This window comes from Bradyrhizobium sp. Ghvi (genome assembly GCF_900115265.1).
Taxonomy (GTDB): domain Bacteria; phylum Pseudomonadota; class Alphaproteobacteria; order Rhizobiales; family Xanthobacteraceae; genus Bradyrhizobium.
This window is the reverse complement of record NZ_FOVU01000002.1, coordinates 312793-324480: the sequence shown is the minus strand read 5'-3', so window position 1 is coordinate 324480 and position 11688 is coordinate 312793. Positions and strand designations below refer to the sequence as shown.

General features: G+C 62.2%; 14 protein-coding genes. 10 read left to right on the top strand and 4 right to left on the bottom strand.

From position 1 onward, the window contains the following. Positions 1-87 precede the first annotated feature (87 nt). The 9 genes from BM374_RS08240 (at position 88) to BM374_RS08205 (ending at position 5904) form a co-directional block, all read left to right on the top strand. On the top strand, positions 88-321 hold the full coding sequence (locus BM374_RS08240; protein WP_092291856.1) for a PepSY domain-containing protein: 234 nt from the start codon (positions 88-90) through the stop codon (positions 319-321). 10 nt (positions 322-331) lie between these two features. Further along, positions 332-1276, top strand: a complete 945-nt coding sequence (locus tag BM374_RS08235; protein ID WP_092290844.1) for a DUF1259 domain-containing protein — start codon at positions 332-334, stop codon at positions 1274-1276. Between the two features lie 52 nt (positions 1277-1328). Then, the gene (locus BM374_RS08230) at positions 1329-1925 is read left to right on the top strand and encodes a superoxide dismutase (RefSeq protein ID WP_092290842.1); all 597 of its coding nucleotides are present in this window, start codon (positions 1329-1331) and stop codon (positions 1923-1925) included. A 27-nt stretch (positions 1926-1952) separates the two neighbouring features. Next, positions 1953-2129, top strand: a complete 177-nt coding sequence (locus BM374_RS38485; protein WP_177248175.1) for a hypothetical protein — start codon at positions 1953-1955, stop codon at positions 2127-2129. Next, the gene (locus BM374_RS08225; protein ID WP_143270165.1) at positions 2105-2539 is read left to right on the top strand and encodes a hypothetical protein; all 435 of its coding nucleotides are present in this window, start codon (positions 2105-2107) and stop codon (positions 2537-2539) included. Before BM374_RS38485 ends, BM374_RS08225 begins: the two co-directional genes overlap by 25 nt. Continuing rightward, a complete protein-coding gene (gene chrA / locus BM374_RS08220; protein WP_092290838.1) occupies positions 2539-3723 on the top strand; it encodes a chromate efflux transporter in 1185 nt (394 codons plus the stop codon). Before BM374_RS08225 ends, chrA begins: the two co-directional genes overlap by 1 nt. Positions 3724-3912: 189 nt before the next feature. Beyond that, entirely contained in the window at positions 3913-4638 is a 726-nt protein-coding gene (locus BM374_RS08215; protein WP_244552552.1) for a sulfite exporter TauE/SafE family protein, read from the top strand. Positions 4639-4781: 143 nt separating this feature from the next. Continuing rightward, on the top strand, positions 4782-5375 hold the full coding sequence (locus BM374_RS08210; protein ID WP_244552551.1) for a hypothetical protein: 594 nt from the start codon (positions 4782-4784) through the stop codon (positions 5373-5375). Positions 5376-5403: 28 nt separating this feature from the next. Continuing rightward, a complete protein-coding gene (locus tag BM374_RS08205) occupies positions 5404-5904 on the top strand; it encodes a GlcG/HbpS family heme-binding protein (RefSeq protein WP_092291852.1) in 501 nt (166 codons plus the stop codon). A gap of 132 nt (positions 5905-6036) precedes the next feature. On the opposite strand, the gene BM374_RS39330 is transcribed toward BM374_RS08205, so the two are convergent. From BM374_RS39330 to BM374_RS08185, 4 genes are all read right to left on the bottom strand, one after another. Continuing rightward, positions 6037-6168 (bottom strand): YjiS-like domain-containing protein, encoded by a 132-nt coding sequence (locus BM374_RS39330; RefSeq protein ID WP_244552550.1) that lies wholly within the window; start codon positions 6166-6168, stop codon positions 6037-6039. 533 nt (positions 6169-6701) lie between these two features. After that, a complete protein-coding gene (locus tag BM374_RS08195) occupies positions 6702-7730 on the bottom strand; it encodes an ABC transporter permease (RefSeq protein WP_092290832.1) in 1029 nt (342 codons plus the stop codon). A gap of 12 nt (positions 7731-7742) precedes the next feature. Continuing rightward, positions 7743-9245: a sugar ABC transporter ATP-binding protein gene (locus BM374_RS08190; protein WP_092290830.1), complete on the bottom strand. Its 1503-nt coding sequence runs from the start codon at positions 9243-9245 to the stop codon at positions 7743-7745. Positions 9246-9253: 8 nt separating this feature from the next. After that, complete coding sequence (locus tag BM374_RS08185) at positions 9254-10276, bottom strand: sugar ABC transporter substrate-binding protein (RefSeq protein WP_177248174.1); 1023 nt, start codon at positions 10274-10276, stop codon at positions 9254-9256. A gap of 899 nt (positions 10277-11175) precedes the next feature. On the opposite strand from BM374_RS08185, the gene BM374_RS08175 reads away from it, so the two are divergent. Continuing rightward, complete coding sequence (locus tag BM374_RS08175; protein WP_177248173.1) at positions 11176-11550, top strand: DUF2946 family protein; 375 nt, start codon at positions 11176-11178, stop codon at positions 11548-11550. The last annotated feature ends 138 nt before the right edge of the window (positions 11551-11688 follow it).

Here is an 11688-nt window from a genome sequence, read left to right as displayed (position 1 = left end):
GTTCATGCCGCTGCAGCGCGCCGTCGTCGCCAGAAAGGTGACGACACCGACGGAACCTGGGCTGGGAGCAAGACCAGGAGAATGATCATGCGAAAGCAAATCATCGCGTCTGCAGCTCTGCTGCTGGCAAGCGCGGGCGGACTTTCGCCCGCGCTAGCCCTTTCTCAGGAAGAGCTTGTCGCCCGGATACAGGCGGCCGGCTACGCGCAGGTCAGCGACATCAAGTCGACCGCTGAAGGCATCAGTGCCAAGGCGATCAAGGATGGCAAGCCGGTCCGGCTCGTCGTCGACAGCAGCGGGCAGGTCAAAGAGCAGAAATGAGGAGCATGCCATGCGAAAGATGACCGCTGTATTGATCGGCGCAGCAGCCTGCGCCGCCATTCTCGGCGCGACCGGCCAGAGGCTTGGCCGAGATATGCTCACGCCATTCCTCTCGACGGCCCACGCCGCGGAGGCGATCGACTGGCAGAAGATCGACGAAACTCTCGGCCGCAAGGCGGCCGTCTCGGACGACGTCCACCGCTACGGCTTTCCGCGCACGGACCTCGCAGTGACACTGGACGGCGTGACGATCAAGCCGGCGCTGGCGCTCGGCGGCTGGGTTGCGTTCAAGCCCGGCCATGGCGGCGCAATGGTCATGGGTGACCTGGTTTTGCTCGAAACCGAGATCAACCCCGTGATGGCCAAGATGATCGCTGATGGCATCGAGATCACGGCTGTCCACAATCATCTGCTGCGCGCCAGCCCGGCGACTTTCTACATGCACGTCGCCGGCCACGGGGATCCCGTCAAGCTGGCGTCCGCGATCCACGCAGCGCTCGCCGAAAGCAAGACCCCGCTCACCGTCGCAGCGCCGGCGAGCCCGCCGCCCGCCGTCGACCTCGATACCGCCAAGCTCGACCAGATCATCGGGGTGAAGGGCCAGGCCAATGGCGGGGTGTACCAGTTCAACGTCAAGCGGCGCGATCCGGTCATGCAAGAGGGGATGGCGCTCACGCCTGTCGGCCCGATGGGCGTTGCAATCGGCATCAACTTCCAACCGACCGGCGGAGGCAAGGCGGCCATCACCGGCGACTTCGTGCTGACGGCCGACGAGGTGAATCCGGTGATCCTGGCGCTGCGAACGCACGGCATCGAGGTGACCGCACTCCACAGTCACATGTTGGACGAGCAGCCGCGACTGTTCTTCATGCATTTCTGGGCGAACGACGACGCCGTCAGGCTCGCCGAAGGTTTGCGGGCTGCGCTCGACAAGACCGCCAGCACCAAGAGTTGAGGCAACGGCTGCGAGATCGCGGCCGGCAAGGAAACGCACAGGAGCCAGGGCAATGTCCTACCAGGTCAAACCGCTGCCGTTCGATCCGAAATCGATCAGCGGCATCTCCGAAAAGGTCCTCGTGAGCCATTACGAGAACAACTACGGCGGCGCGGTGAAGCGGCTCAACGCGATCGGCGCGCAACTCGCCGAGCTGGACTTTGCAAAGGCGCCGAACTTCGTCATCAACGGCCTGAAGCGCGAAGAGCTGATCGCGATGAATTCGATGATCCTGCACGAGATCTATTTCGACGGCCTCGGCGGCGCGAGCAGGCCGGGCGGTGCTCTCGCCGAGGCGATCGTACGCGACTTCGGCAGCATCGAGCGATGGCGTGCAGAGTTCTCGGCCATGGGCAAAGCGGAGGGCGGTGGATCGGGTTGGGTGATCCTGTCCTATTCACCGCGCAACAAGCGGCTGGTCAACCAATGGGCGGCCGACCATACCACGACGCTTGCCGGCGGCCGTCCCGTGCTGGTGCTCGACATGTACGAGCATGCCTATCACATGGACTTCGGTGCGGCGGCGGCCCGCTATGTCGACATCTATATGGAGGCTATTCGCTGGGACAACGCCTCCGCACTTTACGATCAATATGCGAGAGAAAGCTGAGGAGGGAGCTATGACGGGAAATTGCGAATGAGAAATCTTGCAGTCACAATGTTCGCGCTGGCTGGTCTGCTGGCCAGCGAACACGCGGCTGACGCGCAGTCCTGCAAGGTCTGCGCCGAACAGCGCGCGGCGTGCATGAAAAACTACGCCGGTCCAGCCTGCAAGACCGAGTATAAAATGTGCCTGAAGGCCTGCAAGAAGTGAGAATGGCGAAATCGAACGGGCAGTTTGTGAGGTGCCTCATCACGGCACTCGCGACCGGCATCGCCGGACTGGTCGCCCTCGATACCCGTTTTGTCGGGGCGGCAAATTTTCGCAAGCTGACCGGGACGGAAATTCGCAACCGCTTTGCCGGCAAGCAACTGACGGACGAGATTCATTATCGGCTTCTCTATGAGAAGGACGGCACGCTACGAAGCTTCTCGATGGGCGTGAAGAAGACAGGCAAATGGGTCGTCGAAAAGGACGAGCTTTGCCTTTATCTCGGAGAGAACGACGACGGCTGTTATCAGGTGACGCGCAGCGGCGACCAGATCGAATTGCTCCCGATGGGACTCGGCGGCCCGCTCGATGGCATTTTGCAGCCCGCATATTACGGCAACGGGGATAAGTGATGACGACCTCAACCACGACGAGCGAACGCGGCGCAATGGGCGAGATGGTTCGCTATTTTCTGCGGCTCGGCTTTCTCGGCTTCGGTGGGCCGGTCGCCCTCGTCGGCCAGATGGAGCGTGAACTGGTCAGCGACAAGAAGTGGCTCACCAAGGAGCAGATGCGCGAGACCATCGCCATTTGCCAGTCGCTTCCCGGCCCGCTCGCGATCCAGGTGGGCATTTTCATCGCTTATTTGCGTTGCGGCTTCTGGGGCGCGTGGGCCGGCGGCTGGGCGTTCATCCTGCCGAACTTCGTCATCGTCGCGGTGCTCGGCGCGCTCTATGTCCATCTCGGGGATCTGAAGGCGGTCACCGGCATCTTTTATGGCGTCAGCCCGGCCGTGATCGCGCTGATCCTACATTCCTGCTATCGCCTCGCCAAGCTCGGCATGGAAGATTGGCTGCAATGGGCGATCGCCGCGATCTGTCTCGCCGTGACCGTGATCCTGAAGGCGGAGGTCGCATTTCTGTTCATCGGGGCAGGGATCGTCGGGATCATCTATTACGGCAACATCAAGCGCGCGCCGGTCGCTCTTCAGCTTGCGGTGATCCCGGCAGCGGCACCCGGCGTCGCGCCGGCCGCGACCGGATCGACGTTGGGGAAGCTGCTGCTGTTCTTTCTCAAAGCGGGTTCACTGACGTTTGGCAGCGGCCTCGTGATCGTTCCATTCCTGGAGCAGGGGCTGGTGCAGCAGTATGGCTGGCTCAACGAGCGCGAATTTCTGGTCGCTGTCGCGATCGGCATGATGAGCCCCGGCCCGGTCGTGATCACGGCCACTTTCGTCGGCTATTTGGTGGCGGGCTTCTGGGGCTCGCTGATTTCCACGGTCGGGATATTCCTGCCGTCGTTCCTGCTGGTCCTGATCGTCGCGCCGTTGCTGGCGCGACACCGCAACAATCCGAACGTGCAGGGCTTCGTGAAGGGCGCCTACGCGGCAGCGATCGGAACCATTCTGGGCGCATGCTTACTGCTCGGCAAGATCGCGATCGGCGACTGGCTGACCGCGCTGATCGGTATCGTCTCGCTCGCCGTGCTGTTCCGCTGGAAGGTCAGTAACCCCGCCCTGATTGCCGTCACGGCCGTTATTGGGCTGATCGCCTATCCGGTTCTTCAGCCGGCATGGGTGCTGACCGGGCTGAAATGAGAAATGAGGATGCGCATGCTGGATTGTTGCGAGGAGGGCATGACGATACCGAGCCGGGAGCGAACGCTGCCGGCTCGGGAGTGAACTCAGTCGATTGGGGATCCGCGACCTCCCCGTCAGATGGATATCCATCCAAGCGTTCGTCTGCCTCGTTTTTCGGGGGAACGGCCTATGGATGGACTTGTCTTCGTGGTTTTTGCGCTCGCCGCCCTTGTTGGGGGCTTCGTCAGCGGATTTTCCGGATTTGCAATGGGCCTCGTCGTATCGGGCGTCTGGCTGCACATCATCACGCCGATGCAGACCGCAACGCTGATAGCAGGCTACGGCCTGCTCACGCAGGGCTATGGCATCTTCAAATTGCGCAACAGCCTGGATTTACGCAAGGCGTGGCCGCTCGCGCTCGGGACCGTCATCGGGATTCCCATCGGAGTCGGCATTCTCTCGTATCTGAATCCGGCTTACCTCCGGTTCGGTGTTGGTACGTTGCTGATCGTCTACGCAATCTACGGTCTCGCGCGACCGGTATTTGCTCCGATCAAGATTGGGACTCGAGCCGACATTGCAATCGGCATCTCAAATGGCCTGCTTGGCGGGTTGACGGGCCTCGGCGGCATCATCTCGACGATCTCTTGCCAATGGCGAGGATGGCCGAAGGATTTGCAGAGGGCCGTGTTCCAGCCGGTGCTGTTCGCGGCCTTTGTCGTCATCTCGATTTCGCAAGCCGCTGCGGGGAGCATCACGAAGCAAACCCTGGCGCTGTACGCCCTGGGCGCTCCATTCATGGTGGCCGGGCTGTGGTCGGGCTTCCGGTTGTTCGGAAAGATCGATGACGAAACCTTCCGCAAGACAGTGCTGGCGCTGTTGCTGCTGGCGGGCATATCGCTGATCGCATCGACGCTTCCTTTCCTGAACTGACGGATAAGGACATCGTGCCCCTTGAAGGCTATTGGACAGGACGACTGATGATGTGCACCCTCGCAAACTTTCCTTCGCGATCTTCTCTACGCGCGCGGTTCGCCGTGGCGTCTGTGCTGATTTTGTTAATGGGAGGAACCGCAATGGCCGAGACCCTGAATTTTGACGACACTCCTGCCGGAATCTCGCCCGAGGGGTGGACCTTGACGATGACCGGCAAGGGACAACCGAAATGGACCGTCGAGGCCGACCCTACGGCGCCAAGCAAACCGAACGTTCTCAAGCAATCAGGACGCGCGACGTTTCCGGTGGCCATCAAGAGCGGCACCGCCATCCGCGACGGCTTCGTTGAGGTCAAATTCAAGGCGGTCACCGGGTCGGAAGACCGCGCCGCAGGCATCGTCTGGCGCGCGAAAGATGCGGACAATTATTACGTCGTCCGGGCTAATGCGCTGGAGGATAATGTCGTGCTCTACAAGACGATCAAGGGTGTCAGGACCTCGCTGGGGATCGTTGGTCGCAAAGGCGGATACGGTGTCAGCACACCAGTGACATCAGGGCAGTGGCACCTGCTGCGCTGCGACTTCGCTGGAAGTCGATTCAAGGTGACCTATGACGGAAAGCCATTGTTTGAAGTGGAGGATGCCACCATCGCGGATGCCGGCATGATCGGCCTGTGGACCAAGGCGGATAGCGTGACCCTGTTCGATGATCTGACATATGGTGAGAGCAAATAAACGATCGTCCACTTTGCCGGAGATCACCATGAATGTCCGATGTCTGTCGGCCGCGACGGCCCTGCTGATCGCGTCCGTCTGCCCAATGCGGGCAGAAGAAGCTTTGGTGGCCTACAAATCACTTACTCCGGAGCTGGCGCTCGATCTCGCGACCGCTGCGCTGGGGAGCTGCCGTGATCATGGCTACCAGGTTGCCGTCGCCGTCGTCGATCGCTCCGGCGTGACGCAAGTCATGTTGCGTGACCGCTTTGCGGGCCCCCATACGCCGTCAACGGCATCGGGCAAGGCCTGGACGGCTGCGTCGTTCAAGACCAGTACGGCAGAGCTGAATGCGGCCAGCCAGCCGGGCATGATGCAGGCGGGCATTCGGAGTCTTCCGGGGGTGGTCACCATAGGAGGTGGGTTGATCGTCGAAGCAGGCGGCTCTCTGGTCGGAGCGGTCGGCGTGTCCGGAGCGCCGGGTGGCGACGCGGATGAAGCGTGCGCGAGAGCCGGCATCGCGGCTATACGTGACAAGCTGGAGTTTTGAACGGCGATTGCCGAAATTAGATGTCGTGTTCCTAGCCTTTGCGTGAGCTCGACGGCCGCCAATGGGCGGAGAGAAGCAGGCGCCGCCCGTGCACGAGCAAGTGCGGCGCCTGATCGATAGAATTGCGAACAATCACCAACTGTCGCGCCAATCGGAGAACGAAGCCTTTCGGGCTTCCGCAATCATCGTTCTCGATACACCAATGTCTGCGAGGAATCGATCGTCGAGGTCGAGAAGTTCGTTGTATTGCCGGCGCCGCGCCATTCCGTTCAAAATCGCGAGCGGGAGCTTCCAGAACCATCTCAGATTTGGGGAAGGGCGGTGGGCTGCGACGGATGTATCGGCCGGGCCGACGGCGCTATTGCAAGACATGTTTCACCTCCGTGGTGGAGCGAAACAACGCTTGGCTCGAAAGCTCGTCGGGCGGTTGTATGTGGCCCGAAGCCTGACGGTATCATGCACCACCTTCGCGCACAAGCGATGCTGGCGACGTGCGGATCGCGACCACCTCGCCGTCCTCCTTGGAACCGTCCAACGGGACTATCGGGGAGATCGACTTGCCTCCGACGGCCGGCACAGCCGCGTGCCTTTCATGACAGCCTCCGTGCGGGCACGAATAAACCCGCAGCGGATTTCTCCGCGCGGGCGTTTCGCAATTTCCGATGGTGCCATTCTGCCAGTGTTTTGCCCGACGTGTCAAATGCTGCTGAGGCGCGACTGAAATCAGTCGAGGCCAAATTCCCCAATGATTTGTACTGTGCATGGGGTTGTTTTCGCGTTCTTGCTTTGATGGCGGATCACTCCGCCGCTTTTTCCCTCAAGCGCTGCGCATAGACGTTGATGACCAGCGCCGCCAGCAGGATCAGGCCGCGGATCAGGATCTTCAGGAAGCTGTCGATGTTGACGTGGTCGAGGCCGTTGTTGAGCACGCCAAGGACGAAAAGACCGACGATGGTGTTGCCGATGCCGCCGCGGCCGCCGAACAGGCTGGTGCCGCCGACCACGACGGCGGCAATGGAATCGAGCAGATAGGTGTCGAACTCGTTTTGCTGCGCGCTGCCGAAATGGGCGACGCCCAGCATGCCGCCGATGCCCGAGCACACTGCGGAGATGATCATCACCGCGCCCAGGATGAGCTTGACGTTGAGGCCGGAATATTCGGCCGCCTCGCGGTTGCCGCCGACCATGTAGACGTAGCGGCCGAAACGCGTGTAGGTCAGCACCAGGTGTCCGCCGAGCAGCATGATGGCGGCGACGATGACGATCCAGGGAATGCCGCCGATCGAGCTGGAGCCGAGCGTCGAGATCAGGCTCGGCACCTTGTAGGCGATCTGGCCGCGCACCAGTAGGGCCGAGATGCCGGCCGCGATCTGCATCATCGCGAGCGTCATGATGAAGGAGGGGATGCCGATCACGGTCAGCCCCAGCGCGTTGACGAGGCCGAGTGCCGCGCAGAGCAGGATCGACAGCAGAATAGCGATCGCGCCGGGCAGGGGGATGTTGGCGATGTTAACGTAGGATTCCTGCAGCGTGAAGTAGGCGACAGCGATGCCTGTGACATTGGCGATGCTGGCGATCGAGAGATCGATCTCCGCGCAGAGGATCACGAAGGTGAGGCCGACGGCGATGATGCCGGTCACCGACACCTGGGTGAGGATGTTGCCGAGATTGTCGATCGTCGCGAAGGAGGGGCTGGCGAAGGCGAAGAACGCGGAGAGGAAGATCAGCGTCAGGAACGGGGCGATATTGCGCATCTGCGAGCGCAGGAACGACGCAAGGCCCCGTGCGTGCTGATCCGTCGCTGCTGCCGTCTCACTGCTCGCCATTGTGCTTCTCCGTCACGCCGCTTCCAGCAGGCGGTCCTTGCTGACCGGCTCGTTCTTGAATTCCCGCACCACCGCGCCGCGCTTGAGCACGAGGATGCGATCGGCCAGCGACAGCACCGTTTCCGGCTCGGTCGACAGCACGATGATCGCGAGCCCCTTGGCGCGGAGGTCGCGGACGATGTTGATGACGTCGTTCTTGGCGCCGACATCCATGCCGCGCGTCGGCTCGCACAGCACCAGCAGCTTGGGCGGATAGGTCAGCCATTTTGCCAGCGCGACCTTCTGCTGATTGCCGCCGGAGAGCATGCCGAGATCGAGGCCGACGACCGGCGGCCTGATCTGGAGCTGCTCGACCTGACGGTTGGCGATGTCGCGCTCCTGCGCCGGCTTGAGCAGCAGCGAGGAGATGCGGTCCAGGATGCTGATCGAGATATTCTTGTAGACCGGCTCCTGGTGAAACAGCATCGCGCGCCGGCTTTCCGGCACCAGTGCCACACCAGCGCGCCGCGCCGCCGCGGTGCTGGCGAAGGTTTTCGGTGTGCCCTCGACGATTAGCGTGCCGGCGTCAGGCTTCAGCTTGCCGAACAGGATGCGGGACAATTCCTGCTGACCGCAGCCCATGAAGCCGTAGATGCCGAGCACCTCGCCGGCGCGGGCCTCGAACGAGACGTCCTTGAGGCTGCGTGCCAGCGAGAGCTGGTCGACCTTCAGGACGACTGAATTGTCGCTCGGCCGCGGCAGCATGAGATCGTCGGTGTAGCTGTGCTCGAGCGCCTCGCCGCCGCGACCGATCATGGCCTCGATCAGCGCGCCCTTGCTGGTTGCGGCGCTCGCGGTCTCCGTGACCCTCCGCCCATTGCGGAAAACGGTGACCGTATCGGAGACACGCAAGATGTCCTCGATGAAGTGCGAGATGAAGACGATGGCGGTGCCTTGCTCACGCAGCCGCCGTAGCGTCGCGAACAGGCGCTCGACCTCCGGCGGGGAGAGGGCTGAGGTCGGCTCGTCCAGGATGACGATGCGCGCGCCGGAGAACAACACGCGGGCGATCTCGATCAGCTGCTGCAGTCCGATCGGCAGATCGCCGAGCCGCGACATCGGATCGACGTCGATGCCGAAGCGGGAGAGCTGCTCGCCAGCCTCGCGCGCCATGCGTCGCCATTGCACGAGGCCAAGGGCGTTGGTCGGCTGGTTGCCGAGGAAGACGTTCTCGGCGACGGTGAGATCGGGCGCGACCGAGAGCTCCTGGTGCACCATGGCGATGCCGGCCGCGTGCGCATCGCGTGCCGAGCGGAAGTGCGTGTCCTGACCGTCGATCAGGAAGCGGCCGGAGAACTCGGTGTGCACGCCGGCGATGATCTTCATCAGCGTGCTTTTTCCCGCGCCGTTCTCGCCGACGAGACCGTGGATCTCGCCGGGAAGAAGCGCGAAGTCGACACCACGAAGCGCCTCGACCCCGCCGAAGCTCTTCGTGATGCCCTTCAGTTCCAGGATGGGCTGACGACCCTCAGGCATGGAGGATTTCAGATCAGGAAGTGGTCTTCCATCCATTGCATGCCGGCGGCATTGGCCTTGGTCACAACAGGACCGTCGGTCACGACGTTCTTGGGAATACCCTGTCCGCTCTTCTCGCCGCCGACGACGGCAGCAACGCCGGCGATGATCGCGCCGCCATGGATACGGCAAGACGGATTGCGGACGGTCGCGAACATGCGGCCCTCGCTCACCGCTTGGATCGCCGGTGGCATCGCGTCGACACCGCCGATCAGGATGTTGGTGCGGTTGTGCGCCTTCATGATGTTCGCGGCAGCCAGCGCCATGTCGTCATTGTGGAAGAACGCTGCATCGATCTGCGGATATTTGGTCAGATAGGTTTCCCAGAGACGCGCCGTTTTGGAGACGTCCCAATCGGCCGGCTGGGTGTCGAGCACCTCGATCCCGGGGAATTGCTTGACCACCGAGTTGAAACCCTTGGCGCGGCCCTGCGCGCCGGTATGGCCGAGCGCGCCTTGCGTCATGATGATCTTGCCCTTGCCGCCCATCGCGTTGCACAGCGCCTGGGTCACCGATGCGCCCATGAACTCGTTGTCGGGGGCAAGGAACGAGTGGACGTTGATCTGGTCGAGCGGCGCGATCAGCGTGTCCATGTCGATCACGGGCGTGCCGGCGTCGATCATCTTCTGCACCGGCTGGGTGAGGGTGCCGATGCCGAAGGCCTGGATCGCGACGAAATCCCATTTCTGCGAGGCCATGTTGTCGATCGCCGCGCGCTGCTTCACGGCGTCGAGCTGGCCGTCGAACCAGGTCACTTCGACGTTGAACAGCTTGCCCCAGAATTCCGCGGCTTGCTTGCCCTGCGCGCACCAGGTCGCCTGAAGGCCTGCGTTGGAGAACGCCGCCTTCAGCGGCTTCTCGCTTCGTCCGACTTCGGCTGCAAGTGCCGGGTTTATGCCCATGCTGCCGAGGATGGCAGTTGCGGCGCCGGCGGTCGCTGCCGCCTGAAGAAGATCGCGCCTCGTCGTCGAGAAATCTTTCGTCCCGGACATCGCTCGCTCCCATATATTTTGACGTCGGCGCGTCATTGAATGCGCACCGAGGCGGAAAGTGTCTCACAAGAGTTGGTGCCACTCAACAGTGGGATCGCAACCGCGGTGGTGCAGCGCAAAGACTACGCTGCGATGCCAGCGAAGGCATCGATCGCGACGAGCAGCCGGTCCCAGGCGCGTGTCATCTCGGCCGACCATCCATCGCCGAAATGCCCGCGACGCTCACCGGCGCCTCGATCGTCAGGGCAAGCATTGATTCCATCACGACTCGCCGCCTTGTGACCGGGGACATCGCCGCCGTTCCGGCCGCTTTTCGAACAGGCGCTGATAGAGTAGCGGCGTAACATCCGTGCAGCGCGAGGCTGCGAGCCCAAGACTTCGCTCGATTGTATTGGGAGACGTATTCATCGACAGATCAGCCGCAGGCAAAAAAAGAGCGGGGCCCTAGCCCCGCTCAAAAATTGTGTCGACCCTATTATCCCCGATTCTAAGATTTGATTCTTGATTGGCGGGGCGACGCTGCGTTTTGCGCGTCAGGGGCTCCTCCCGAGACTTGGACCACCAGACTTCGACCTCGCGGTCAGGCCTGAGCAAGGGGGATGCTAGATCAACTTTTCTCACTTGTCATCATTTTCGGCAACGATTGTTCAAAATAACAGCAGCTGACGAAATGATAGGCCCTTTAGCTGGGTAAGTATATGACAAATATAAGAAATAAGACGGGGGTCGGAGCCCGGGGATCGGTCTTGACCTGCCTAGAATGCCGGGCCGCCGTCCATGGTGAGGTGCCTTGGCCACGATTCTCGAGAAACTTGCGCTGGGCCAAGAAGGCAACGGAACTGATCTCGACTTGAGACGCGGTCGGTGTTTAGTTCGTAGACGAACGAATGGTTCGGTGGATGCGTTCACGGCTGCAGAAATTTCTACCCGTCGTCCTGCTCGCCCTGGCGATGCAGGTGCTGGCGCCGATTGCCGCCTGCTGGGCGGCCGGCCAGGCCGTTGCCGATCCGCCTGCCGCCGGCGCTATCTGCCACAGCACCAGCGAACCGGGTGCTCCGAGCGACCAGAACGGTTCGCCCACGGCACATGCCGGCGCCTGCGCCCTGTGTTGCCTGGTGCAAGTCAGCGCCTCCTTGGATTCGCCGCCGTACGCGCTGCTCTCCGTTCCGCTCCGCGACGCGGAACGCGTGGTGTGGCGCGAGGCGGACGCGTCCCTGCTCGCGGCTCATAAGGGCTCGAGCGCCCAGGCGCGGGGACCTCCCTCCTTTTCCTGACGATGACCCTCGTGATCGCCTCCGTTCACCCGTTGGCGATTGATGTTGTCGAATGGCCGGAGACAAAGCCGGCGTCAGGAATGCCCGATGTTATCCCGTCATGCCCGTTGCGGCGTGAGCATTGTTGCCATTCAGGCG

Bases quoted from the DNA above. Each gene is read 5' to 3' on its own strand.
- BM374_RS08185 (WP_177248174.1), bottom strand. From the start codon at position 10,276: ATGTCCGGGACGAAAGATTTCTCGACGACGAGGCGCGATCTTCTTCAG.
- BM374_RS08195 (WP_092290832.1), bottom strand. From the start codon at position 7,730: ATGGCGAGCAGTGAGACGGCAGCAGCGACGGATCAGCACGCACGGGGC.
- BM374_RS08230 (WP_092290842.1), top strand. From the start codon at position 1,329: ATGTCCTACCAGGTCAAACCGCTGCCGTTCGATCCGAAATCGATCAGC.
- chrA (WP_092290838.1), top strand. From the start codon at position 2,539: ATGACGACCTCAACCACGACGAGCGAACGCGGCGCAATGGGCGAGATG.
- BM374_RS08175 (WP_177248173.1), top strand. From the start codon at position 11,176: ATGCGTTCACGGCTGCAGAAATTTCTACCCGTCGTCCTGCTCGCCCTG.
- BM374_RS39330 (WP_244552550.1), bottom strand. From the start codon at position 6,168: ATGGCGCGGCGCCGGCAATACAACGAACTTCTCGACCTCGACGATCGA.
- BM374_RS08240 (WP_092291856.1), top strand. From the start codon at position 88: ATGCGAAAGCAAATCATCGCGTCTGCAGCTCTGCTGCTGGCAAGCGCG.
- BM374_RS08190 (WP_092290830.1), bottom strand. From the start codon at position 9,245: ATGCCTGAGGGTCGTCAGCCCATCCTGGAACTGAAGGGCATCACGAAG.
- BM374_RS08205 (WP_092291852.1), top strand. From the start codon at position 5,404: ATGAATGTCCGATGTCTGTCGGCCGCGACGGCCCTGCTGATCGCGTCC.
- BM374_RS08235 (WP_092290844.1), top strand. From the start codon at position 332: ATGCGAAAGATGACCGCTGTATTGATCGGCGCAGCAGCCTGCGCCGCC.
- BM374_RS08210 (WP_244552551.1), top strand. From the start codon at position 4,782: ATGGCCGAGACCCTGAATTTTGACGACACTCCTGCCGGAATCTCGCCC.
- BM374_RS38485 (WP_177248175.1), top strand. From the start codon at position 1,953: ATGAGAAATCTTGCAGTCACAATGTTCGCGCTGGCTGGTCTGCTGGCC.